Below are 26,878 nucleotides of genomic sequence, written 5' to 3'. Positions count from 1 at the left end.
ACCGTTCAAAGGAGACAGCAATGTCAGCAGGATCAAAGTTTAAACAGGCGATAGCAAACAACCAGCCACTACAAGTGGTGGGGACTATCAACGCGTATACAGCCATGATGGCTGAAAAAATGGGCCATCAAGCGATTTACTTATCTGGGGCGGGAGTCGCAAATGCTTCTTTCGGCATGCCAGATTTAGGTATGACTAGCCTTGATAACGTACTTGAAGATATTCGCCGTATCACGGGTGCCAGTGACTTGCCGTTATTAGTCGATGCCGATACTGGTTGGGGCGGGGCGTTTAATATTGCCCGTACAGTAAAAGAAATGACTAAAGCCGGCGCGGCTGGCTTTCATATTGAAGACCAAGTGGCGCAAAAGCGTTGCGGCCATCGCCCTAATAAAGAGATTGTAAGCCAAAGCGAAATGGTTGACCGTATAAAAGCAGCGGTTGATGCAAAAACTGATAGCGACTTTTACGTTATGGCGCGTACTGATGCGTTTCAAAAAGAAGGCTTAAATGCGGCGATTGACCGTGCTGCGGCCTGTGTTGAAGCCGGTGCCGATGCTATATTTGCTGAAGCTGTGCATGATCTGGCTGATTATCAAGCATTTACTAAAGCGATCAACGTGCCAATTTTGGCTAACATTACTGAATTTGGTCAAACGCCAATTTATACAAAAGAGCAGCTAAGTGATGTTGGTGTGCAAATGGTGCTTTACCCATTAAGTGCGTTTAGAGCGATGAATAAAGCGGCGTTAAACGTTTATTCAGCTATTTTGAATGAAGGCTCACAACAAAGCCAAATTGAGAATATGCAAACACGTGCTGAACTGTATGACTTTTTAGATTATCACACGTATGAAAACACCCTTGATAACCTTTTTTCAGCAAACAAATAATAACAATAAATAATAGTAGGAGAACAATCATGGTTGATAAAGCATTAGGTGGCGCAGGCTTACGTGGTCAAGTAGCAGGTCAAACAGCATTATGTACAGTTGGGCAAACAGGCTCAGGTTTAACTTACTGTGGTTATGACATTGCAGAGCTGGCTGAAAAAGCGCAATTTGAAGAAGTATCATTTTTACTCTCACGTGGTGAACTTCCTACCACAGCAGAACTTGCAGAATATAAAGCAAGATTAAAAAGCCTACGTGGCTTGCCAGCAGCGTTGAAAACAGTGCTTGAGAATATTCCAAAAGATGCGCACCCAATGGATGTGATGCGTACTGGTTGCTCGATGTTGGGCAATCTTGAAATGGAAAATGATTTTAGTGAAGCTAATGATGCAATTGATCGTATGGTTGCAGTATTCCCAAGTATTATTTGTTATTGGTATCGCTTTACCCATGATGGCGTGCGTATTGAAACGCAAACTGATGATGATTCAGTTGGCGCGCACTTTTTAACGCTATTACACGATAAAGCACCGTCAGAATTATTTGCACAAGTGATGAACGTGTCACTTATTCTATACGCAGAGCATGAGTTTAATGCTTCGACCTTTACCGGTCGCGTTTGTGCGTCAACGCTATCTGATATTCATTCATGTGTAACGGGTGCTATTGGTACGTTACGTGGGCCATTGCATGGTGGCGCGAATGAGGCAGCAATGGATATGATTGAAGGCTTTAAAGATGCAGACCATGCAGAGCAAGAAATCATGGGTATGTTGGAGCGTAAAGACAAAATCATGGGCTTTGGTCATGCCATTTACCGTGAATCTGATCCGCGTAATGTGATCATTAAAAAATGGTCTGAAAAACTCGCTGCAGAAGTAGGTGATGATGTTCTTTATCCTGTGTCAGTACGCTGTGAAGAAATTATGTGGCGTGAGAAAAAGTTATTCTGTAATGCCGATTTTTTCCATGCCTCGGCATATCACTTTATGGGTATTCCAACGAAATTATTTACCCCTATTTTTGTGATGAGCCGTGTAACAGGCTGGACAGCGCATGTAAAAGAGCAACGCGCCAATAACCGTATTATTCGCCCAAGTGCTGATTACACAGGACCAGATGCGCGCAGCTATACGCCGATTGAATCACGTTAAGACATAGGGTGGGCGCATATGAGCCCACCTTTTTTTGCACATAGCCTTGAGCTGACAGTTTTTCTAGAACTTTCCTTAAACACGCTACCTGTGTGCAACCACCGTCACCCAATTTAGCGAGTCTTACCATGACCATTATTAATAACACTCAATACCGAAAACCGTTACCAAATAGCGATGTTGATTACTTTGACACACAAGCCGCCGTTGATGCTATCAAACCGGGCGCATACGCAACACTGCCTTATACATCCCGCGTCCTTGCAGAGAACTTAGTGCGTCGCTGCGAGCCATCTATGCTAGATGATGCACTAAAACAGATTATAGAGCGCAAGCAAGACTTAGATTTCCCATGGTACCCAGCACGTGTTGTGTGCCACGATATTTTAGGGCAAACCGCATTAGTGGATTTAGCAGGCCTGCGCGATGCGATTGCCGCAAAAGGGGGCGATCCGGCGAAAGTAAACCCAGTCGTCCCAACTCAGTTAATCGTCGACCATTCCCTAGCCGTAGAGCACGCAGGCTTTGATCCTGATGCATTCGAAAAAAACCGTGCTATCGAAGATAGACGTAACGATGACCGCTTTCACTTTATTAACTGGACCAAAACGGCTTTTAAAAATATTGATGTGATCCCGCCAGGCAACGGCATTATGCATCAAATTAACCTTGAGAAAATGTCGCCGGTGATCCAACACCGCGATGGCATTGCCTTCCCAGATACCTTAGTAGGGACAGACAGTCATACTCCACATGTTGATGCCCTAGGCGTTATTGCCGTTGGTGTGGGCGGCTTGGAAGCAGAAAGTGTGATGCTAGGGCGTGCATCTTATATGCGTTTACCCGATATTGTTGGAGTAGAGCTGACCGGTAAGCGCCAGCCAGGTATTACCGCAACGGATATTGTATTAGCAATTACCGAGTTTTTACGTGAGCAACGTGTTGTATCAACCTATTTAGAATTTTATGGTGAAGGCGCTGATGCGCTGACTTTAGGTGACCGTGCCACAATTTCAAACATGACCCCAGAATTTGGTGCAACAGCTGCAATGTTTTATATCGACCAGATGACTATTGATTATTTACGCCTGACAGGGCGTGAAGAAGAGCAAATAGCGCTCGTTGAAAACTACGCAAAAACGACCGGTTTGTGGAGTGATAGTTTAAAAACAGCCGAGTATGATCGGGTATTGAAATTTGACTTATCAAGTGTCGGGCGCAATATCGCTGGGCCTTCTAATCCACACCGACGCGTTGCAACTGCTGATTTAGCAAGCACGGGGATCTCTGGTGTGGTTGAAAACGAAGCGGGCTTGATGCCTAATGGCGCCTGTATTATTGCGGCTATCACCAGTTGTACAAATACCAGTAATCCACGAAACGTGATTGCCGCAGGCTTGATTGCGCGTAATGCAAACGCCAAGGGATTAACGCGCAAGCCATGGGTTAAAACCTCTTTAGCGCCAGGGTCAAAAGCGGTGCAGTCGTACCTTGAAGATGCCAAGTTATTAGCAGAGCTGGAACAGCTCGGGTTTGGTATTGTCGGCTTTGCTTGCACAACCTGTAATGGCATGAGTGGTGCGCTGGATCCTGTTATTCAACAAGAAGTGATCGATCGTGATTTATACGCAACCGCAGTACTTTCGGGTAATCGTAATTTTGATGGCCGTATTCACCCTTATGCCAAGCAAGCATTTTTAGCCTCGCCGCCTTTGGTTGTTGCGTATGCCATTGCAGGTACGATCCGTTTTGATATAGAAAAAGACGTACTGGGTAAAGATCAGCAAGGCAACGACGTGACCTTAAAAGACATTTGGCCGACAGATGAAGAAATAGATGCGGTTATTAAGCAAAGCGTAAAACCTGAGCAGTTTAAAAAAGTGTACGAGCCAATGTTTAACTTAACCGTAGATTACGGTGAAGATAACGACCCGCTTTATGATTGGCGTCCACAAAGTACGTATATTCGTCGTCCTCCTTACTGGGAAGGGGCGCTTGCTGGAGAGCGCACTATGAAGGGCATGCGTGCGCTTGCAGTACTTGGCGATAACATTACAACGGATCATTTATCACCGTCTAACGCGATTATGGCAAGTAGCGCAGCAGGCGAGTATTTGACCCATATGGGCGTACCAGAGGAAGACTTTAACTCGTATGCAACCCACCGCGGCGACCATTTAACTGCGCAACGTGCAACCTTTGCTAATCCTAAATTATTCAATGAAATGGCGATTGAAAATGGTGAGATAAAACAGGGCTCGTATACGCGAATTGAACCTGAAGGTACGGTTACGCGTATGTGGGAAGCAATCGAAACTTATATGCAACGTAAACAGCCGTTGATCATCGTTGCTGGTGCCGATTATGGCCAAGGCTCATCACGAGATTGGGCGGCGAAGGGCGTACGTTTAGCGGGTGTACAAGTGATTGCTGCAGAAGGCTTTGAGCGTATTCACCGTACTAACTTAATCGGTATGGGCGTATTGCCACTGGAATTTAAAGCTGGTACTACGCGTAAAACACTTAAGCTTGATGGTAGTGAAAGTTACGACGTAGCAGGTGAGCTGACCCCAGGTGGAAACGTTAATTTAATCATCACGCGTGTAAATGGTGAAGTAGTTACTGTTGTAACTAAGTGCCGAATAGATACACAAGAAGAGCTATCTATTTATTCTGCTGGTGGCGTATTGCAACGCTTTGCCCAAGATTTTTTAGAAGCCAGCCAAAGCGCCTAAGGAGCAATCATGACATTTAAACCACAAATTAAAGTGCCGGCAACCTATATGCGCGGCGGTACGAGTAAAGGGGTGTTTTTTAATTTAACTGATCTGCCAGAAGCAGCCCAAGTGGCCGGCACTGCGCGAGACAACTTATTACTTAGGGTAATAGGCAGCCCAGATCCTTATGGCAAACAAACTGATGGTATGGGCGGGGCGACGTCGAGTACCAGCAAAACGGTTATCTTAAGTAAAAGTGAACAACCTGATCACGATGTTGACTACTTATTTGGCCAAGTGGCCATTAATAAACCTTTTGTAGATTTCAGCGGTAACTGCGGTAATCTCACCTCAGCAGTGGGGGCTTTTGCAATTAGTAACGGGCTAGTTGATAGCGCACGTATCCCACAAAACGGAATAGCGATAGTGCGTGTGTGGCAAGCGAATATTAAAAAAAGTATTTTAGTACATGTGCCTATGGCCAATGGTGAAGTACAAGAAACTGGCGACTTTGAACTGGATGGCGTGACATTCCCAGCTGCAGAAGTAAAACTTGAGTTTATCGACCCTGCTGATGGTGATGGTGCGTTATTTCCTACTGGAAATATCGTTGATGAGCTTGAAGTGCCGGAGTTTGGTGTATTAGAAGCAACCATGATCAATGCCGGTATTCCTACTATCTTTGTTAATGCACACGATATTGGCTATACCGGGACAGAACTTCAGGACGATATAAACAACGACGAGCAAGCACTGGCTAAGCTTGAGTCTATTCGCGCGCATGGCGCAGTTAAAATGGGGCTTATCAATAATATTAACGAAGCCGCTGCGCGTCAGCATACGCCTAAAGTGGCTTTTGTTAGTAAACCTACGAGCTATACCTCATCAAGTGGTAAGCAGATCAGTCAAGACAGTATTGATCTATTGGTTCGCGCTATGTCGATGGGTAAACTGCATCATGCCATGATGGGCACTGCTGCTGTTGCCATTGGTACCGCAGCGGCTATCAATGGCACTTTAGTTAACTTAGCTGCTGGTGGCTCTCAACTAAGCGAAGTGAATTTTGGACACCCATCAGGTACTTTAAAAGTTGGCGCAGAAGCACAGCAAGTTGATGGTCAGTGGCAGGTCACAAAAGCCAGTATGAGCCGCAGTGCGCGGGTGTTGATGGAAGGGGTTGTACGTGTACCTAGTGAATTAAATGGGTGAAATAGCTAAAGCTGGCCAAATAATTTTCACATATGTGAATAATTGTAAATGGTGAGTCGGGTTTTTGAAAAAAAACATAGCATTTGTTAAAAAAAACAGGGCTGTAATTTTATTTAGAAAGTTAGCTAGGTTTGGTTTTTTTAAGTTTATGATTTGTATTTACTTTATTTTTTAGGGTGGGTTTTTTAGCTAAAGTTATCATGATGAAATTATAATAAATAATTACCGCAAATTGTCATATATTCATGTTAATTTGAATAACTCAATTAGATTTAGCTGATAATTACATTAATATGTACGGTTTGATACAAAATTTTAACTTAATGTTTTGCATGTACTGATGTAATCTTAACTCAAATGTTACTATTAAATAACAAGCGCTCAAGGAGATATACATGGCGAATAAAATAATAAAATTTACACCTATCGCAGCTTCGGTTGCGTTAACCCTTGGTTTAACAGGCTGTGGTTCAGATAACGATAACAATGAATATGAAAAACCTGATCCTGTCACAGTATATAACGCCGAAGTATCTACTAACTTTAATACGCAAGTATCTGGTAAAGCGGTAAAAGGAGCTTTAAGTAAAGCACAACTGAGCGTAACAACGCTTAACGATGCTGGCGAAGAAATCCCCCGTCGCTTTTCGTTTAGAAGCCGCAGATGAAAGCTTTACTGCTGAATCAACCACATCTCAAGCTGATGCCGATGCAAGCGCACAAGCTAAAGTTTTAGGCTCTAACCCTGAGTCGGTGATGACCGCGGTAAATGGTGCGTATAGTATCTTTATCGAAGATGATTTTACCGGACCTCTTACTATTACAGTAACCGCTGCAAAAGAAGGCGATGAGAGCTACGTTAAGTGTGACTCTTTTGTTGGTTGTGGTGATTACGCAGAAGCGCCAGCAGCATCTGAAGAAGCAGGGATGGTAAACAATGGCGATGCAAGCATTGATTTTGGCGAGTGGTATAAAGATGATTTAACACTGCAAGTTGTTAAATATATTAAAGCACCGGAAACAGCAGCTAGTAATGTACGAAACGCAAATTTTGCCGAAGGGGATGCATCAGTCAACTCATATTCTGCAAACGTGACTTTATACACAAGTATTGCTGCGAAAATACTACTTGATTCAGCAAAAGAAGGAACGGCAGTATCAGATGACACAATTGCAGCTGCGAGCCTTAAAACTTTAGTTCAAGTACTCGGCCCAGATACGGCAATAAAGGCATCTGCTTTACTTGCTGATATTTCACTGGGCGGTGCAGTCGATTTTACCGATATTAGCGAAGGCGATGCGTTAGATGCTGGAACATTAGCACTTGTTCAAACTGCCGTCTCATTGCAATCACTTGCAGGGACCGGGGAAAATGGCTCGTTGAGCGATGTTATTGCTAACCTTTCAACCGCGGTGCAAGAAGGTAAAGTAGCAAATAATGATAATGACGCGATAAAACAAATTGCGGCTGAGCTACAAAAAGCCGTTGAGAATACAAGTTTAATTTTTGCTGCCGTAATTACTGGTGAAGGTATTGACGAAGCGTTTGCCAAAGTTGCAGAAAATATGGGGATCACTGACCCTGAAGCGATTGCAAAATTAAAAGAAAATGCAACTAAAGCAGTTGAAGATGTAAAAGCTAAAGCGACTGAAGCGGGTGTTGGCGAAGATCTGATTGAAACAGCTAAAGAAGTAAAAGATGCCCTTGAGAAAATTGGTTGTGAAGATAACTGTGATGTAGGTGAAGATTTTGATGCAGAAGTTGCTGCACAAGTAAATGAACAACTTACTGCCGTTCAAAGTTTTATTGATCAAGTTGCACCACAAGTAGAAGGTGCAGAAACAGCATTAGAGACAGTTGTCGAATTAGGTGATGCTGGCCTTGAAACATCAGACCAAGTATTAGCCTTTAATGATGCTGTCTTTGCTTTGTCTACTAACTTACCACAATACAATGAGTGGCAACTTGCAATTCAAACAGCCTTAACGAAAGCAAATGGTTTGGTAGCCACTGCGCAAATCCTTGCGGATAAAGATGATAACTATGATCAGCTACTTGCTAACGCACAAACCCTTGAAACTGATTTAACATCGGGTCTTGCAGAAGTAAACGCGATAATTGCAGGTGTTGAGGCGCAAGTAACTCGTGCCAGCGATGCGGTTACCGCTCTTGGCCTAGAGCTTGATGTAGCTATTGCAAATGCGACAGCCGCATCAACGAGCATCGCTACAGCGCAAAGTACAGTTGAGACTTCTGCTGCAGCATTAGTAACCGCGATGATAGCCGTCGATGCTGCTATGCTCACCAATTCTGAGATAGCCGCATCTGCAATTGAAGTTGCTAACACTGCGATTATAGCGGCACAAGAGCTAGCAGCTGATGCTCAGCAGCTTGAACTTGCTGCTACAGCAGGCTCAGCAGCAGCAGTTGCCTTAGAAGCGCTGGCAGAAGAAGAGGCTGATAAAAATTTAGCAACAGAACTTGCTGCATCAGCAACGAGTGCGATGACTTCGTCAATAGAACTTGTAAGCCAAGCTGCAACTGCTTTATCAACAGCACAAACATTACTTAATGATGCAACCATGGCCGTTGCTAAGTTTGAGTTCCTTACTCAAGTTAAAGCGGATACAGCAACTATAAGCGACGTTTCACTTGTGACTAAAACAGGTGGTAAAGCTGCATTTGATGTAGGTGAAATGGTGTATGACGTTTTAGATGAGGCTTATGACTTAGGTGATGAAGCCACTGATGTTGTATCAACTCGTTACCCACAATGGACATACAGCTTTAATAAGACAAACCAAGGTGAGCAACGCTTGTTCTTATCACTTAGTCACGAAGATGGTGATCAGTTTGTTGAATTAAAAGGCGAGTATATTTATGACTCAAGTAAAACCGAAGCCCCAGCACGTTTAGCGTTAGCTTATAATGGTTACCTTGCAGTTGATGTGCTTGATGACAACGATGAAGTTACTCACACAGTAATGGCATCCTTAGGTAATTCAAACGATGACTTATCAATAGTTGCATCAGCGTGCTTAGCCGGTAATGCAGAGCAAGGTGATACCTGTACTATTTTTGATTTCAGTGGTGATGTGTCATTTGATGATATATTCAACAGCTCACTAGTGGGTGTTGAATCACAAAATGAAGTCACTTTCACAGATGGTGACGTAGGCTTTGTTGGCACTGTTACAGCTAGCGGTGATGATATTACTGAAATGGGTAACATTACAGCCACAGGCGTGACTGGAGATTTAGATTTCACCGCTATGGTTTGGTTGGATGACTCTGTTGAAGATGAAACATATGGCGTTGAAGTGAAGCTTCATAATGAAATTAGCTACAGCATTTCAATGTTTGCTACTGATAGTAATGATGAATTTACTGGGTCTGTAAATGCGACTTATAATGAAATGATGATGCAGTTTGGTACTGTTACTGAAATCACCAATGGAATTTCTGTTGAATACATTGATGGCGAAGTAATCGACTACACTGATATTACATTTTTAGACGAGTCTAAGTAATGTAAAACTAAGAGGGAGAAATGTTCTCCCTCTTAACTACAATAATAACAAGTGATAAAAGTATGAAAAAAAAAATTCTTACGTTAGGATTTTCCACATTACTAATTTCCCCACTTAGCTACGCAGATAGCGATTTTCAAATTTTCTCAACGTTTGATTCTGAAGTTTATACCGAAGCACAACCCGTTAAAGCATTTATTGATGATTTTGATGCACCGTTAACCTCAGGTGATAGCGCATTCACTTATAATGTTTTTGAACTTGGTGTTGGTTACGGCAATTTTAAAGTAGGTTATCAAAGCCGTTTTGATTATGTGTTAAGTTTTGATCCAGACACAGCCAATTATCTGCATACAGAAAAGAATGATCTGCCATTTGAAGAGCGCGATTATGTTTATTATTTAGATGGTAAACAATCGACGACCAATGGTTTATTTGTTTCTTATGATTTTAAATTTTTAGAGTCAGATGCGCTTACAATCACCCCTAAATTTACCCTGTTCGCCAGTACTCATTTTCAAGATGCGAATGTAGAGGGCACGGTATACAGTGATGAAATCCAAGGCGCGTTAGAAGTCGATTATTACTTTTCAAAAGATGTGTTATTTAAGCGTTTTACCCCCGATGAAAACCCATCAGGTGTAGGTTACAGCTTTGATTTAGCAGCTGATTGGAAGGTCAATCAAGATTTAACTCTAGGGTTCTTAGCACAAGATCTGTTCTACGAAACAGAGTATGAAGACAGCGGTTTTGTTAATGGTTATACCACAGAGGTACCTTTTACCGAGACCTCAGACGGTGGTATTGCTACAGAACCTACCATACGTTTAGCCACATCTGAACTGGGCCACGAAAAAGCACATACATTTGAAATGCCTGTGCGAATAAAAGCCTATGTGGATTACCGTATTAATTCACAGTTCTCTAGTGAAATTATGATAAAGCGTTACGATCAAGATACCTTTTCACAAGTGAAAGGACGTTTTCACTTTTGGGATCATTGGGCTTTAATTGGCGGTTATGAAACTAATAGTGAATCATTTTTACTTGGTGTAGAAAATGAGTACTTTGGATTGAATGTACAAACAGATAATCTAAACATTGATAAAGCCTATTATGCCAATTTGAATTGGTATATGAAGTTAGCGTTTTAAGGAGCACTTATGTTGAAAAAAATATTGTCAACCTGCTTAATTTTGGCGCTATCTGGTTGTGGCGGTTCTTCTGGTGACTCATCTGAGAACGAGTTAACGGCACTTGCGGTTGAAACATCATCGACAGTTAGCTTTTATATTGCCCCGTGGCAAAGCCCAGCAGGTACTTTAATAATAAGTAATGAAGACTCATCACAGGTTCAAACACAGTTAGTCGACGACATTAACAGCGTTACCTTGGCATTAGATAGTTTAGACTTTCACCGAGTAGAGTTTATCTCTGAATCAACAAGTTTAACGTGCCCAAGCTTTGATGGTTGTGGTCGTACTCTACGAGATAACGAAAATGATCTTAATGGAAACCGCCTAATTGATTTTGAAGAAGTTATGCCGTTATCTTTAGATTATAAGGCTGTATTTTTTAGTGCACCTGGGGAGAATAAAATTTACCTTTCGCCAGTGAGTTCATTGGCTTTTGATGAAAGCTTAGATATGAGCCTTGCAAGCTTGAGTGCAACGCCTTTTTACCATCTAACTCATAGTCAATTGAATGATAACCTGGAAGCTGAAATGCTGACTAATGCGCTGACTTTTGGTGTCATTTTGCAAGCAGCAAAAGAGATTGAAGCGAATCTTGGCGCAGATATAGAACCGCAAACCACCATTGCGACTAGTTTAACTGACATCACAGATTACGCTACTTATGCACAGCAATACGCCAGCGAAAACTTGCTAAATATACAAGGTAACCAGCTGATCCAAGCGGTCATTGGTGATGTCAAACAACGGTTATTTGCAATCGGCCAGATGAAAAGCGCGCAGCCTTTTGCTACCACCGAGCAAGCGCTTGATTCGCGGGTATTGCTTGAAGATGTTCGTGATGTAATTGGTGTTATTCGACTACAAGAACAAAAATATAGCGATGAGCTTGAAGCAAAATTAACTGAAGTTGAAACTTTATTAGATACTGATTCGCAACAGACAGCGCTGACCCTTAGCAATGTTTTATATGATGTACTTTCTAACTTTTCACCCATATCAAATGAAGATGCGGGAACTTATAGTCTAGGTGATTTAAGCGTTGTGTATACGGATTCTCCTTATACCTGGCAAATCACAGGCACTTATGATGGACAAGACGTTTCTATCGACATGAATGTACCAAAGTGGCAAATAAGCAGTGTACTCGGTAATCAAATCATCGGTGAACTAAATGCAAAAATCAGTAACGAGACGACCGTACTAAGTGTCGATGTAAGTGAGCTGATAATTAGTTTTGACGGTACAGATGATCCATTTGAGCTGGAGCAAGATGAGGTAACGGGTATTGGCACAATCACAACCGATATTTTACTTGAAAAGGATAACGCTCAGCTTGCAGGGACAATAACAGCATCAATCGATCGATTTGTCAGCCCGTTTGAAGAGTTGTTAACCGTGGTGTCAGGATTTGACTTTGATGGCGAAATTAGTTCAGAGCTACAAAATACAGGGATTATCGTTCAGGCCATTGAAACGACACCTTTTATTAATGAAGAGAATGCAAATATCGCTTTTTCATTGCAGTTAGCTATGGCTTTAAATGGGGCTCCAGGATTTAAACTAGCCTATGTTGGCGAGCTTGATGAGCTAGATAATGTAAGTAATGGAGATGTATTTTTAACGCTGCAAAACAGGGTATTAGATCTCAATCTTCGCCAAGTCGGTGAAAATATCAATGCGGTAATAAAAGGCCAATATGGCCGCTGGCTTGATATTAAACAAAAGGGTCGAAATTACAGCGGCGGTTTATATTTCGGTGATACCCAAATAGCTGATGTGACCGCGGTTAGAGGTGTTCGGGGGATTTTATTTCCTGATGGCACATTTGAATCGTTGTTTTAAACTTGTTTTGGCTACCTCACTAGGTGAGGTGGCCATAGGTTTCTTTAGAAACTCTATAATCATTTTTAATCTATAAAGTTGTTCTAAACCTGCAGTTACCAACTAGACTTTACTTTATTAGTTTATCTTCATTATTTAAAACGTAATTTTAACACCAGTACTATTTGTTAAGTGATCATATTTAACTGCGTAATAAAATAGGTACGGTTAACGTTGGCAATGTTTGATCAAAATATACTCTGTGGCCTACTTACCTGCTCCATAATATCGCCATAGCTACAGATACGCGATTTGTTAGATCTCAGCTTCTCATTCAAACCTATACTTGCTCAATGGGGACTAGCCCGAGTGAATAGGAAAGAAATGCTATCACAAACACATATTTAATGCCCTCAGCAATATTACTCTTAAGCCAGCGTGAGCGAGCAACTATGATCACAGAGCGCGGCGTGCACCTGAAATAAGTTGTATGCGTAGCCTCAATAATAGCCTCGGTTTCTCCTGTTATTAGGCATAATACATCGCCGCACAGTTTATAATTTCATGAAATTGGGAATCACAACTTGATAGCGGGTTTTAATCATGCATCCGTGTTGTAGTGAAAGCTTATTACCGAGTTCATCAAAAAGAGAGAGATTATAGGGGAAGCTGACGCTTTTACGTTGAATTTAATGGCTTATTCGAGAATAAGCCATTAAATACATTTTTTGAAGAGCTCAAAAAATTTCTGGGTTGTTAAACCTCCAACCCGTGTACACAGCCCATCAAGGTTTTCTTAGCAGACTCTAAATGTTGCTTCATAGCAAGTACAGCACTTGCATGATCGTGTGAAATTAGATGTTCAAGAATAATGATATGCTCGTTAATTGCGACAGTAAAACGTTCTAACTCACCATTTTTATCCCACTGATAATGGTAATGGCAGATAAATGAAACAATCTCATAAAATTGGTCAATAAAACGGTTTGTTTTTTTAGCGCGTAGTTTAAAATGAAAAGCCTTATCTAGATCTGGAAATTCCATATAGCGGTTTTTCATATCAGTTCGTACTTCTTGATGAGCTTGTAATAAATCAGCGAGTTCAGACCAAATTTTGTCATCTTTAGGTGCTCGAAGTAAATCATTTAAAGCATTCATTTCAAGCATTTCTCTGAAGTCGATCGGTTCTTTAGCAAAGGCTTCATCAAATTCAACCATTTGCCAACGGCCACGAGGAATTTTTTTATTAAGCCATTATTGGAAAACTTAATTAAAAACTCCCTTACACTAATTGTTGTACAGCCTGAGTTTTGAGCTAAGCTCAGTTCAGAAAACCTATCTCCAGGGAGTAACTTACCATGGTGAATTAGGCCCATAAAATATTTTTCTATTTGCTCATCTTTAGTAGATGCTTTGTTTTCAATATCAAAGAAATCAGTATCTTCAGGTTGTCGCAATACAATCTTATGGGAGCCTTCACGCTTCACTAAACCTTTTTCAATCAAATATTCTACACATGCCCTAACAGTTGTTCGACTTATTTTTAGTTGCCGAGTTAACTCCATATCGTTAGCCATAACATTTTGGCCTTCTGGTAACTCATTGATATGATTTAATATCAGATTGATGGATTGTTTGAACAGATAGGTTTTATTCGACGCCATATTAATCTCACTTTTTATAAACGTTATCCATACTATTGAGACATACCACTAGTTAAGTAGAATTTTATAGTTAATAACCACATACAATAATTATCATTTTAAGCCTAAACAGGACTTATTTACAAAACAAATAATGCTAATTGTATTTTTTAAGGTTTAAATCGAGTCTAAAACTCAAATTATCACTATTAAAGAGATGTTTCATAGCATTTTAAAACGTCGTTTATTGAAATGCTTTCTATGTTATCAAAGACTCCTTTACTAATTTTAATTATTGACTTTTACTTACTTGTGTAGGATTGTATGTAAAAATACAATTAAAGTATAAGGTACCTATAAAGGTTAAAAAATAACAAAGTAGTATGCAAAGTTTAATAAGTTGATTAGCAATAGAAAATAGAGGGGGTCAAATAGAGTGATTCAATTTCAAAGACAAAAACATAAAAATAATTTAGCGAAAAGATAGTTTGCAGTTCTTTATTTTGTAAGTCCCGTTAGCCTGATATCGCCTGTCTTGAGCCCAATTAAATGTCTTAAAGATTAAGCTGGTAGCTAAAAGTCATTCATTGAATATATTACTACTAATGTAGAAGGGAACATTGCACGATTATAAAAGGAGTTGGATACAGTGTGCTTTACAGAGAATAGTGGTTTTGTGTTAGGTATACACGTTGAAATTTAGCTAAAAGTGCCGATGCTAGGCACTGCCAACGAAAATCCATCACGTTTATCTAGCCATGATTGGTTAGCATTCAACACAGCTCAAGAGGCATGGTTCCCAGGTTTGTTGATGACAAGTTTGGTAAATCTGGTTGGATTTACAAAGAAGAAATCTATGTAATTTCGCCTTGGAAAGTAGCTACAGGTCTTCTGGGTACTTATCGGTTTACTATGTCATTACAGGATATTCCTGCAAAATAAAGTATCCCCTAAGCAGTATGCTCATTTATATATTAATGGTGTTAGTTACACTACTAAAATTGAACAAGGTGCGACAAAAGTGAGCTTTGAAGTTGGCTTACCAGCGCAAGATTTAGATATCAAAGTCTGGTTTGATAACAACAAAAATTCAAGTAGCAAACCCTTAGCTACTTTTATCTTGATGTTGAGTGTATGAATCAAAGGAAAGTTAATGAAAACAAAGTATATTAAGTCATTAAAGTATGTTCTGAGTTTTTTACCCTTCTGTACAAGTGTGAGTTATGCGTGTACCAGTGCAGAGCTTGCAGCACATAACGCGTTAAGTGAAGTTGAAAAAAAAGAAGTATACGGTTTTGAAGGTTCAGGCATACCATGTTCATCTAAAATGAAAGAGCTTACCGCACAGTGGGAAAAACTAACTAGCTCTGTAGATAAACAGCGCGGACGAGAAAAATTTAACAAGAATAAGTACGGCATGTTTATTCATTGGGGGCTTTATTCTTCACTTGGCGGTATCTATAAAGGCAAAAAAATGGAAGATGGTGGAACAGGCCCTACCATTGCTGAATGGATCATGCGCCGTAAGGAGATCCCGCGAAGTGAATATGAAAAACTGGCTAAAGATTTCAATCCACAGCATTTTAATGCGCACGAATGGGTTGCCCTTGCAAAAGCTGCTGGAATGAAATATATCATTATGGGCTCTAAACACCATGAAGGGTTTGCTATGTTTAAATCTCAAGTGAGTGATTTTAACATTGTTGATGCGACACCTTTTGGACGAGATCCAATTAAAGAAATGGAAATTGCTGCGAAAAAAGCAGGGTTAGATTTTGGTGTTTATTACTCTAATTCACTGGATTGGCGTGACGGTGGTGATGGTGGTATGAAAGACTACGGTCCAGGCCCAGGTATAAAGCCAAGACGTGCACCGATGCCAAATAATTGGGATCCGGCACCTGTTAGTTTTGATGATTATATTGAGAATAAATCTATCCCACAGGTTAAAGAGCTATTAGCGAACTATGATTTGTCACAAATTTGGTTTGATACACCTATTTATATTCCACCTGAGCACAGCATGGCATTTTATAAAACGGTGTACCAAGCTAATCCGGAAATACTTGTTAATGCACGGATAGGAAATGGATTCGGTGATATTGGCACACCCGGTGATAATGTGATCCCTGATAAAGCTAGTTCAAATACATGGGAAGGTATAGCAACCACCAATCATACATGGGGCTATAGTTCATATGATCACGATTGGAAAAGCTCAAAGGAGTTGCTTTATTGGTTAGTGGAGAATGTGAGTAAAGGTGGTAATTTCTTACTCAATGTAGGTCCTGATGGTCAAGGCGTCATACCTACAGAGTCTGCAGATATTTTAAAGAAAGTAGGGCAATGGCTCGCTGTAAATGGCGAAGCAATCTATGGTTCTAAGCCTTGGGATGTCAATCATGAAGGGCCTACAAAAATTGACATGAAAGGGACAAAGTATCGTCAAGATAACCAAGTTACTTTTGACTTTACCGACAAAGACTTTTGGTTCACCGAAAAGGAAAATAAACTATACGCTATCTCGTTTGCTTGGCCTAAAAATAATAAAGTGCTAGTTGGCTCTTTGCATGGACAAAATATAAAATCTATTCGGATACTCGGTCAAAAAGGCAGTGTTCAATGGAAGCAGACAGAAGCAGGCATCGAAATCACCTTACCTACTAATACCAATCAGGAACCTGGTTATACTTTAGAAGTTCAGTTATTTTAATTATATTTATTGTAGTGAGTAATGCGCCTTATAGGATCTTATTCACTGCAGTATAAATAGCCTTCAGCGTTAAAACTCCTCAAAAATATCTCCTTTAGTATAAAATGTGAATGCTGCTTAAACGAGCCACATAAGTAAAGGTAAACTCTTTCCAATATTAAGCAGTCTTACTCTCATAACAACACAGTAACTTAAGTGAGATTGTTCACACTGATGTATTCACTAACCCCAACTTACTAGTTATGATTTATGTGTTATATGAATATAATTAAACCATTTTTATTTTTTGTTTTTTAAATTTATCATTTATTTTCAATTGTTTATTTTGTTTTGTTATTTTTAATTGTTTATTTTGTGTGTTTTTATATGTAAAAGTATTGTCATGCTGATTTAAATATGTCATTGTGAACGTGATGTAAATAATAGTAACTAAAATAATGGGGAACACACACAATGCATAAAGTTCTTAGAGTTAGTGCGCTGAGTTTAGCAATCGTTAACATATTAGCCGTTTCAACATTTGCGAGTGCCGCACAGGAAAATGAAAATGAAAAAGCACAAAAGGATATTGAAACAATATCTGTCACAGGTATCCGCTCTAGCTTAAGCCGTTCACAAATGGTGAAGCGTTACTCTGCATCTGTTGTTGATGCCATTTCTGCTGATGATTTAGGTAAATTTGCAGATGAAAATATCGTTGATGGATTGTCCCGAGTGCCGGGTGTTCAAGTTGAAAGAAACGATGGCGGACAGCAAGGGGATAGAATTAGTGTTCGTGGTTTAGGGCCACAGTTTGTGACTGCTACTGTAAATGGGCGTACTTTACTTTCTGCTGGTAGAGAGGGTGGGCAAGGTAGTGTGCGCTCTGTAAATATGAATGTACTACCACCAAATATGTTTTCGGGTGTTGTAGTTAAAAAAACACCTACAGCTACAGATACCGCGTCAGGCCTAGGTGGCTCGGTTGATTTGCAATTGCTAAAACCTGGTGACCTTTTCAAAAATGGTGATGAAGGAAATGTAGTTGGTTCTGTATCAATACGCAGTGATTATCCAAGCATCTCAGAAGAGTTTGGTTACAGAGTTAACGGTATAATTGGTTTTCAAAGTGATGATGAGGTTTGGTCTGGTTATATAACCGCTTTAAAAGGCGAGTCACATCCTTCGAGAAATCAAAATTTTCCAATCAATACTACAAGCCTTGCAGATATTAATTTAGACGATAATGGTGATGGCATTGCAGATCGTACAGAAACAGTTACTGCTTTTAGCGCTGTAAATTTAGAGCCTATTAGAGAAGATAGATTAACTAACTCAATCTCTGGTGCGATTCAATTTGCTCCATCGTCAGACCTTACAATTATAGCTGACTATATTTCTACGGAATTTGATAATAAATCATTTCGAAATCGTGGTCGATTAAACCTCTTACCCAATGGTGGTGGTGATGCATTCCAGGCAGGCCATGTTATAGATTCTAGTTCAGTGAACATTAATGAAAATGGGATTTTAACTTCAGTTAACTTTGATGGGTGTACTGGCTGTGACCCTAAGGGCCAGCTAATGCCAATTCTATTTAATAATTTAACAAAGACAACTCTTACTGGAATAAACTTTGATTGGCAAATAAACAATCACCTGAAGATGGTAACGGATCTGTACTTTTCAGAAACAAAGTATGAACAAGATCTTAAATATACATCGTTACTTGTCGACTTAAATGGTGGAAGTGGCGTTAGTTTTGAAGCGACTAATGAGTCTATGATGATTGACTTTGGTGAAAGCTTTTACGATAACAGTAATACAATTTTCACAAATGGTGCTACAAGAAGAGATTATTTTGACGCGAAGGATTATGGTTTAAAATTAGATTTCAGCTATGAATTAGATGATGTCATAACATCGGTTGATTTCGGTGGTCGCTACTCTATTGGTGATATAGATGCCCAACGTACAGCTGTTGGTTTGGTTGCAAATAATATCGGTTTTGACCAAGGTGACGGTATTAGTTACCCAGCTGGCTCAGGGGAAGCTGAAGCTGCTCTAGATGCCACTTTAGCTGGAGGCATGAGTAATTTTGGAAGTATATTTCCAATGCTACCAAATCTCAGCATTGATAATGCTATCGATGTACTGCCTGCATTGAATGGTGTACCTGTTGTAGATCCTTCTTCTTCTTATAAACTTAGAGAAGAAATATTAGCTTTATACACACAAGTAAATTTTGACTTTGATTATAAGTGGACTGGTAACGTAGGTTTGAGAGCAGTGCAAGTGAAAAGTACTGCCGAAGGCGCTGAAATTGCGGGTAGCTTAGTTGCTGGTAACTTGCCCCCTAATAGTACGACTATAATTACCCCTGTTAAAATTGAAAATGACTATGTTAAATTTCTTCCATCACTTAATTTAAGTTATAAATTTACAGATGATGTGATTCTACGCCTTGGGGGTTCTAAAACCATAACTATGGCAGATCCCTCAGAACTAGCCCCTCGAGCAAACGTATCAGTAAATGAAAAGGGAGAGGCGCTTTCTGTTTCAAAAGGTAATCCAAATTTAGATCCTCTTAGCTCTGTTAATTTTGATGCAACTATCGAGTTCTATACAGAGAATGATGGTTCAATCGTTTTTAGTGTATTTAGAAAGCAGGTAAGTAATTTTATCATTCCAGAGATTATATATACTCAATATGGAAACTCTGTTGGCGAAATACCTGTGTCTCAATTTGAAAATTACTCAGATGGTAATCTCGGTGGATTTGAAATTGGTGGTAACCAACCATTAGATTTCATAATCGATGGTTTGGGTATACAAGCCAATTATACTTATGTTGATTCAAGTTTTGACGAAGATGTGGGAGATGAAGGTTTTGGGTTTCCTGGATCTTCTAAAAATAATTTTAATGCAATTATTTATTATGAAAAAGCTGGTTTTGGTACTCGCTTAACGTATAGCTATCGTGATGATTACTTAAATTGTTTAGCAGGGAATTGTGATCAAAATGTATCTGGCAGCCCTTTATTTACTCAAGCTCAAAGTATAGTAAACATTAACTTTGGCTATGATATCACAGAGAATATAAATGCAACATTTGAAGTTAACAATATCTTTTCTGAGGATAGACGAGACTTTGCAACAGATCAGTCACATTTCGCAGGCTATTATGAAAGAGAAAGAACAGTTGTTTTAGGTTTTAGCACTAAATTCTAAATTAACTTAAACTGTAGCAAAGGTTAGGAGATCATAGGGAGAGCTGTACTCTATTGATCTCTATACCAGCAACACAGTTAAAAAGTTGGGTTTTATGTGTTGGAACTTTAGTCTCCTAGCATAAAACCCTCTACTTCATAAACAATGTGATAAGGATTAATTGAGACAATTATATTTCCTATAAACCTCTAATTTAATGGTAAAAACTGTTACCAAGGACAGTTTATATCATGGGTCTTGAGTGTGAAAGCTAATCCATAAACACAATAAGTTTGAGCTCTAGTGTTTTGAGATTGTTTACAATAGTGAAAGTGAAATTTAGTTAGGTGAGCTCATTTTTAGCTCTATATCTAATGATTACCAGTGACTCATATAGAAATAGGCAATCTAGAGCAATAAAAAAGTTAACAGTAAATGCAGCGACTTCTTACCGTATCAAAGTTCCTCCTTTACTAAAGCCTGATTTAACTAAAGGCACCTTCATAGCGAGCGAATTCTGAGTTTAAAAATATATAGGGCAAATACAGTAATGTGTTTGTGGTAGATATGATATGCAGGCCAAGCGCCGAGGTACTTATGTCTATCGAGGTCTGTTAAAAAATTAAATGTAAAGTTATACAAACTTTTTTACTTTTCGTTGACATGCTCAAAATAAATATTATTATAAATAAAAATACAGTTTGTTTTTTTAATTTTCATGACGATATATTTAAATATAAATGGTGTGGATATCAAAAGCGAGTTTGTAAAATCCATAACCTAGCAGCTTTTTAGGATACTCAATAAACATGAAAAAAATAGTGTATAAATTTTTACTAACACTCGCTGGGTTTTCAGTTTTAGCAGGTTGTCAATCTGAAAAGGTGATAGATGTTCCTGAGCACAATTTCACTGGAGTAAATACAAAGCAAGTAGCGGCAACTAAACGTCCTAATATTATCGTAATTTTAGCGGATGATATGCGTGCCGATGCGACAGGGTTTTCAGGTAATAAATTAATCAAAACGCCTAATATTGACCAATTGGCTGCAAATGGTACTGTTTTTAAAAATGCATTTGCAACCAGTGCTGTATGTACGCCAAGCCGAACTTCATTACTAACAGGTCAGTATGAGCGTAAGCATTCAGTAAACTTCAACTCAGGTACAATTTTAGAAAATCAGGCATATAAACAAACTTACCCAATGTTAATGAAAGATGCTGGTTATTTTGTTGGTTATATAGGTAAAAATCATACTCCAATTGGTACCAATAGTGAGGGGGTTGAAGGTTACAAAAGTGGCGTGATGGATCAAACATTTGACTATTGGTATGCGGGCCATAAACATCTTGGTTTCTACCCTAAAGAGCGCCATGCTATTTTTAATAATGCTCAAGCTGACACGCAAATTGAAATATTAGAAGAAAGCCTCGATAACTTCATTGCTCCCAATGAAGCGTTTTCTCACGGTTCTACTTTTTTAGATAGCCGACCAAAAGATCAACCCTTCGCTTTACTTATTAACTTTAATGTTCCACATGCAAGTTCAACAAGCACAATGGAGCAACGAGAGTCTGATCTCGCACTTTATAAAAGCGCGTATCGAGATCAAACCGATCAAGTTACAGCTCCAGAAACATATATCGCTGAGCAAGATATTGTAAAGCCTAAACTTCCTAGCAATGTTCATAACGGTAAGTATTTATCGACCTATGACTACGCAAAAGAGAAAGGCACATTAGTTGAGCGTAAAATTCGTGAAATGCAAACCATTTCGGGGATTGATAAGTTTGTCGGTAAGTTGCACAAACATCTTGAGCAGCAAGGTGTTGCTGACAATACTATTATTGTATTTACGTCAGATCATGGGCTGATGCATGGGGAGTTTGGTTTACGTGGAAAAGTATTTTTATATGAGCCTTCGATCAGTATACCGTTGGTAATTTATGACCCACGTCCGAATCAGCAAACTGTACAGACATCTGACGAATTAGTTGCTTTAGTTGATTTAGCACCCACGTTGTTAAATCTCACGGATGTACCAGTGCCTGACTCCATGCAAGGTGAAGATCTTTCGCCTTTATTAGCCGGGAAGAAGGTTCAGTGGCGACAAGAGCTGTTCATCGAAAACCTGATGACAATTCAAAACTATCCACGAATGGAAGGGCTTCGTACACATAAATGGAAGTACATTCGTTATTTTGATAAGAAAGATGAAGGCAAATACACCGATTATATTGATGCATCAATTAAAGGTGAACAGCCTATTTATGAAGAACTTTATGACTTAGTTAATGATCCAAAGGAAATGAAAAACCTTATTGATGAACCAAATACAGCCGCAATAGCAGAGCAAATGCGCAAACGGAATACGGTACTTGTTAAAGAGTTGCGTTAAGTTTTATGAAGTTATGAACGATGAGCATAGGCTAACTTATTAAAATAGTTTTTAGTCTGTTGGTTTTGTTTGTTCCTTTTTTGATTAGTACCTGTAGGGCTCCGTAAGAGGCAAACAATTAGTAAAAACTAACCTAATTTTATTAAAGCTGGTTAGGTTTAAATTTAACGAATAAGTAAGACGAAAAATAATAGGAATCTTCAATGAAAATCTTCAACACACATTTATTATCAGGCATTGCTAGTGCCTTTATTTTAAGCAGTACCTTCAGTGTATATGCTCAAGAAAATTCATTATCGATGGATGAGCTGTGGGGGGAGACAAGTATGAAAACCTCCCAAAATGTTGATAAATCTAGTCAGCAGCAGTTTATGCAAGACAAATATTCAATGTTTATCCACTGGGGATTGTATTCTATTCCCGCTGGTGAGTGGAAAGGAAAAACCTATTATGGAATTTCTGAATGGCTAATGTCTGATCGTGTTGCTGATATTGCAGTGGATGATTATAAAAAATTAGCGACGGACTTTTACCCTGATCAATTTGATGCAAAGGCGATAGTAAAAATGGCGGTAGATGCCGGTATGAAAAATATCGTTATTACCGCTAAGCATCACGAAGGGTTTGCTATGTATCATTCAAAATCGAGTGATTATGATATTGAAGATGCCACCTCATTCTCTCGTGATCCATTAAAAGAGTTAGCACATGCCTGTCAAGAAGCCGGGATTGGTTTGGGTTTTTATTACTCACAAATGCAAGATTGGTATGAACAAGGAGGCGCAGGTGTGGCTTGGTCATCACCAGAACAAAAAGGTGATTTTGATACCTATTTTGAAGAAAAAGTTGTGCCGCAAGTGACGGAGCTATTGACTCAATATGGACCAATTCGCACTGTTTGGTTTGATACCCCTGGTGGTATGACTAAAGAGCAGTCAATGAAACTTGTGCATTTAGTGCGTAACTTGCAACCAAAATCTTTAATTAATAGTCGTATTGGTAATGGGGTTGGTGATTTTTCTACTTTAGGAGATCACAGTCTTTCAGAAGTAAATCATCCAGGGCTATGGGAAACTATAGACACTACTAATAACAGCTGGGGCTATGCCTGGTACGATAAAAACTGGAAGTCTGGCACAGAAATCTTACGTCGTTTGATTTCAACCGTTGGTCGCGGTGGTAACTATATGTTGAATATTGGCCCTGATGCTAAAGGACGAGTACCAGAGATGGCTAAGGCTGGATTAGAAAGTGCAGGGCAATGGTTAAAGCAATATGGCCATACTATTTATGGTGCACAAGCATCACCTTGGGGGCGCGCTCAAAGTTGGGGGGATATTACTGTACAGGGCAGTAAAGTTTACCTGCATGTGTTTGATTGGCCTGAAGATGGAAAGATTCACCTGTCAGGTTTGCAAAACCGTATCCTATCTAGCAAGTTACTTGGGGATGGTACAAAAAAAAGTATCTGTTAAAAAACAAAGCAATGGTTGGTTAACCGTTAATGTGCCTTTTGCTGGAGTAGATGAGCGGATCTCAGTCATTGAGTTAGAAGTGGCTGGTGTGCCTAAAGTTGATGACACCCCTGGAATCGATCCGAGCATTACCACCACACTTAATTCAGCCTTTGCTGATTGTAACGGCTGTAAGAATGCAGAAATCCGCTGGATGCAAAAGTTTGGTGATTGGAATTATGCTAATAATTTAATGAATTGGCAGGACAAAGCTAAAGGGTCTTGGCACGTAGATGTTGCTAAATCAGGTTTATATCGTTTAGAAGTAGAATATTCAGCGGATGATGTTGTTGATTTCAGTGAGTGGTTCATTAATTTTGGCGAGCAATATTTGATGTTACAAGCACTGGACACTGGCGAGCGTAAAAATTCACTGCGTCAATCTAAAGGTCGTACTTTATATCGTTACCGCACCGATGTTGTTGGTGTTATTGAGCTTAATGCAGGTAAACAGAATATCACTGTAACACCCAAAGGCAAGGTTGTTGGTGGAGGTATTAATCTCAAAGCTATCCATTTAGTTCCTGTGGAAAAATAAGCACTGGCTGTTAATACTTGTTTGTAAATTAACAAAACACGCGTGTAAAACTGCGTGTTTTGTCTCTTCAGTGATTGAAAATATAGTAATCATAATAAAGTGCTACATCACATTTAGTGTTTATCTTGGCTTTACGGTCCCAATCTACAGGTAGCTAAAATTGAGTCTACATGGTAGCTCTTATCCGAAAACTACAATGCACCAAAAGGGATAATGAATGGTTAGTAGGGGGGTCTTTGAGATGGAATTATCCCCAGTACTGCCATTGGTATTGATCGACGTTTTGCATTTACTATACCTGTTTATAACAGTGGCAATTTAGCCTAGCGACTAATAAATATGTTGAGACGCTTAGAGGCTATCATATCCAAGATAAGTCAGTTTTGGAATTGACATTCTGTAGTTTGTAGCTATCAATACCTTCTAATTATTGAGTGTAACACCAAGTAAACAAGGTATTAAATTACCTTGCTGGTGACTCTGTCCCATACGCTTAAACTCCCTGCTAAGTCGGCTCTAACTCGTATTATGATCAAGCCTTATCACTATGAAACCTATGCTGCATTTTTGTTAGTAAAAACTCATCTAAATACCTATTTAATTTCTTATCACAATGTTTGAATTCATTTTACATTTAAAAAACAATTTCATGATGGCTTTATTACTTATCTCTTAAATTACTTGATGTACATTTAAATATAAAAATACATAAATTCATTGACGCTAATGTTAATAAGTGATTAAATTAAAATATGTTCAGAGATAGCTTGTAAACAGCCAAGTAAATATTTTCAATAAATGTGGGAAGGTCTTTTTACTTGGACATAAATAGCCCGCTGGAAGAATATTGTTAGGATGCAAGAATGATAAATAAACATTTTGTTCTATTGAACAAAGACGACAATGTTTTTGTATGTTGTAGAGAGTTACTCACTGGTAACTCAATAACGTTAGAAGGCGTTGAAGTAACAATGACTGCAGATATTACTGTTGGTCATAAAATTTCCAGAAAGCAGATTACCAAAGGTGACAAAATCTTAAAATATGGCGTTTCTATTGGTTCAGCAACTCAAGACATCGCTTTTGGCGAACATGTACACCTACATAATATGAAAAGTGATTACATAGCCAGCCATACTCGCCAATCTAAAGTAGGGGGAAGCTCATGAAAGGCTATTTAAGAAAGGATGGCCGTAAAGGTATCCGTAATGTTGTGCTGGTGGCTTATTTAGTTGAATGTGCTCATCATGTTGCCAGAGCTATTGTCACTGGTTCGGAGCAAGGCGATGTTCAATTAATCGGCTTTCCCGGCTGCTACCCGAATGATTACTCACTACAAATTATGGAAAGATTGTGCACACATCCTAATGTAGCTGGTGTGGTGATAGTGTCTTTAGGCTGTGAAGGTTTTAATCGAGAGCAGCTAGCAAATACTATTGAAGAAAGTGGCCGCGCGGTTGAAACGCTGGTGATTCAAAAAAATGGTGGCACGCGTACAACAATTGAAGCCGGTTTAGCCAGTGTTAATAGAATAAGCCAAATTGCCGAACAAGCTGAAATTGTACCAATGGATATTAGTGAATTAGTGGTTGGTACTATTTGTGGTGGCTCTGATGGGACCAGTGGAATAGGTGCGAACCCAGCCGTAGGCGTTTGTTTTGACAAACTAATCACTGATGATGCGGTATGTATGTTTGAAGAGACTGGCGAATTAATCGGTTGTGAACAGATTATGGCTGAGCGCGCAATCACCCCAGAGCTTGGTGAAGAGATCATGAAGTCGGTTGAAAAAGCTGAGCGTTACTATACTAAAATGGGTTATGGAAGTTTTGCCCCAGGTAATGCAGAAGGTGGACTCTCTACCCAAGAAGAAAAATCAATGGGGGCTTATGCTAAATCTGGAAGCTCAAAAATACATGGTTTGATCAAACCTGGCGATATTCCTACTCAAGGTGGCTTATACCTAATGGATGTGGTGCCTGATGGTGAACCAATGTTTGGTTTTCCTAATATTGTTGATAGTGCAGAAATCGTAGAAATGATTGCATCAGGCTCGCATATTATCCTCTTTACAACGGGTCGGGGCTCTGTTGTTGGATCAGCCATTTCACCTGTTATTAAAGTGTGTGCTAATCCAGAAACCTATGAAAATCTATCAGATGATATGGATATCAATGCTGGCAAAGTTATTCAAGGTGAAGCAAGTGTTGATCAGGTCGGTGAAGAAATATATCAACTGGTTAAAGAAGTTGCAAAAGGCTCACCGTCTAAATCAGAAGCGCTGGGGCATCAAGAATTTGTTTTAACTTACAAGAAGTTTGAGGCGATTGGCCCGGCTTGTTTACCTACAGTTAGGTAATG

General features: G+C 39.5%; 18 protein-coding genes. 16 read left to right on the top strand and 2 right to left on the bottom strand.

Translation table 11 applies throughout. The annotated features are described in order from the left end of the window. Window positions 1-20: 20 nt before the first annotated feature. The 8 genes from prpB to ACU8V8_RS09450 all read left to right on the top strand — a co-directional run bounded on the left by prpB (window position 21) and on the right by ACU8V8_RS09450 (window position 12,542). Complete coding sequence (gene prpB / locus ACU8V8_RS09485; RefSeq protein ID WP_446887288.1) at window positions 21-893, top strand: methylisocitrate lyase; 873 nt, start codon at window positions 21-23, stop codon at window positions 891-893. Between the two features lie 29 nt (window positions 894-922). Further along, window positions 923-2,047: a bifunctional 2-methylcitrate synthase/citrate synthase gene (prpC, locus tag ACU8V8_RS09480; RefSeq protein ID WP_446887287.1), complete on the top strand. Its 1,125-nt coding sequence runs from the start codon at window positions 923-925 to the stop codon at window positions 2,045-2,047. Between the two features lie 128 nt (window positions 2,048-2,175). Next, a complete protein-coding gene (acnD, locus tag ACU8V8_RS09475) occupies window positions 2,176-4,782 on the top strand; it encodes a Fe/S-dependent 2-methylisocitrate dehydratase AcnD (RefSeq protein WP_446887286.1) in 2,607 nt (868 codons plus the stop codon). Between the two features lie 9 nt (window positions 4,783-4,791). Next, on the top strand, window positions 4,792-5,973 hold the full coding sequence (gene prpF / locus ACU8V8_RS09470; protein WP_446887285.1) for a 2-methylaconitate cis-trans isomerase PrpF: 1,182 nt from the start codon (window positions 4,792-4,794) through the stop codon (window positions 5,971-5,973). A gap of 395 nt (window positions 5,974-6,368) precedes the next feature. Further along, window positions 6,369-6,641 (top strand): hypothetical protein, encoded by a 273-nt coding sequence (locus ACU8V8_RS09465; RefSeq protein WP_446887284.1) that lies wholly within the window; start codon window positions 6,369-6,371, stop codon window positions 6,639-6,641. Next, window positions 6,592-9,504: a hypothetical protein gene (locus tag ACU8V8_RS09460; protein WP_446887283.1), complete on the top strand. Its 2,913-nt coding sequence runs from the start codon at window positions 6,592-6,594 to the stop codon at window positions 9,502-9,504. The genes ACU8V8_RS09465 and ACU8V8_RS09460 overlap by 50 nt, the downstream gene beginning before the upstream one ends. A 62-nt stretch (window positions 9,505-9,566) precedes the next feature. After that, window positions 9,567-10,658 carry a hypothetical protein gene (locus ACU8V8_RS09455; protein WP_446887282.1) on the top strand — a complete coding sequence of 364 codons (1,092 nt, stop codon included), beginning with the start codon at window positions 9,567-9,569 and terminating at the stop codon, window positions 10,656-10,658. Between the two features lie 9 nt (window positions 10,659-10,667). Further along, window positions 10,668-12,542, top strand: coding sequence for a hypothetical protein (locus ACU8V8_RS09450; RefSeq protein WP_446887281.1), 1,875 nt, complete (start codon window positions 10,668-10,670; stop codon window positions 12,540-12,542). A gap of 735 nt (window positions 12,543-13,277) precedes the next feature. On the opposite strand, the gene ACU8V8_RS09445 is transcribed toward ACU8V8_RS09450, so the two are convergent. Together ACU8V8_RS09445 and ACU8V8_RS09440 are read right to left on the bottom strand one after the other, a co-directional pair. Then, window positions 13,278-13,739, bottom strand: a complete 462-nt coding sequence (locus ACU8V8_RS09445) for an FCD domain-containing protein (protein ID WP_446887280.1) — start codon at window positions 13,737-13,739, stop codon at window positions 13,278-13,280. Further along, window positions 13,676-14,185, bottom strand: coding sequence for a hypothetical protein (locus ACU8V8_RS09440; protein ID WP_446887279.1), 510 nt, complete (start codon window positions 14,183-14,185; stop codon window positions 13,676-13,678). Before ACU8V8_RS09440 ends, ACU8V8_RS09445 begins: the two co-directional genes overlap by 64 nt. A 771-nt stretch (window positions 14,186-14,956) precedes the next feature. Between ACU8V8_RS09440 and ACU8V8_RS09435 the strand changes: the two genes are divergently transcribed. From ACU8V8_RS09435 to ACU8V8_RS09400, 8 genes are all read left to right on the top strand, one after another. Further along, a complete protein-coding gene (locus ACU8V8_RS09435) occupies window positions 14,957-15,106 on the top strand; it encodes a hypothetical protein (protein WP_446887278.1) in 150 nt (49 codons plus the stop codon). A 211-nt stretch (window positions 15,107-15,317) separates the two neighbouring features. After that, window positions 15,318-16,877 (top strand): alpha-L-fucosidase, encoded by a 1,560-nt coding sequence (locus tag ACU8V8_RS09430; protein ID WP_446887277.1) that lies wholly within the window; start codon window positions 15,318-15,320, stop codon window positions 16,875-16,877. 453 nt (window positions 16,878-17,330) lie between these two features. Then, complete coding sequence (locus tag ACU8V8_RS09425) at window positions 17,331-20,087, top strand: TonB-dependent receptor (RefSeq protein WP_446887276.1); 2,757 nt, start codon at window positions 17,331-17,333, stop codon at window positions 20,085-20,087. Window positions 20,088-20,875: 788 nt separating this feature from the next. After that, window positions 20,876-22,465 carry a sulfatase-like hydrolase/transferase gene (locus tag ACU8V8_RS09420; RefSeq protein ID WP_446887275.1) on the top strand — a complete coding sequence of 530 codons (1,590 nt, stop codon included), beginning with the start codon at window positions 20,876-20,878 and terminating at the stop codon, window positions 22,463-22,465. Between the two features lie 203 nt (window positions 22,466-22,668). Next, the gene (locus ACU8V8_RS09415) at window positions 22,669-23,940 is read left to right on the top strand and encodes an alpha-L-fucosidase (RefSeq protein ID WP_446887274.1); all 1,272 of its coding nucleotides are present in this window, start codon (window positions 22,669-22,671) and stop codon (window positions 23,938-23,940) included. After that, window positions 23,915-24,517 carry a hypothetical protein gene (locus ACU8V8_RS09410; RefSeq protein WP_446887273.1) on the top strand — a complete coding sequence of 201 codons (603 nt, stop codon included), beginning with the start codon at window positions 23,915-23,917 and terminating at the stop codon, window positions 24,515-24,517. The genes ACU8V8_RS09415 and ACU8V8_RS09410 overlap by 26 nt, the downstream gene beginning before the upstream one ends. A gap of 863 nt (window positions 24,518-25,380) precedes the next feature. Further along, window positions 25,381-25,686: a UxaA family hydrolase gene (locus ACU8V8_RS09405; protein WP_446887272.1), complete on the top strand. Its 306-nt coding sequence runs from the start codon at window positions 25,381-25,383 to the stop codon at window positions 25,684-25,686. After that, window positions 25,683-26,876 carry a UxaA family hydrolase gene (locus ACU8V8_RS09400; protein WP_446887271.1) on the top strand — a complete coding sequence of 398 codons (1,194 nt, stop codon included), beginning with the start codon at window positions 25,683-25,685 and terminating at the stop codon, window positions 26,874-26,876. Before ACU8V8_RS09405 ends, ACU8V8_RS09400 begins: the two co-directional genes overlap by 4 nt. Window positions 26,877-26,878: the final 2 nt, after the last annotated feature.

The organism is Pseudoalteromonas sp. SaAl2, assembly GCF_052947895.1.
This window is presented reverse-complemented; position numbering and strand designations above follow the sequence as displayed.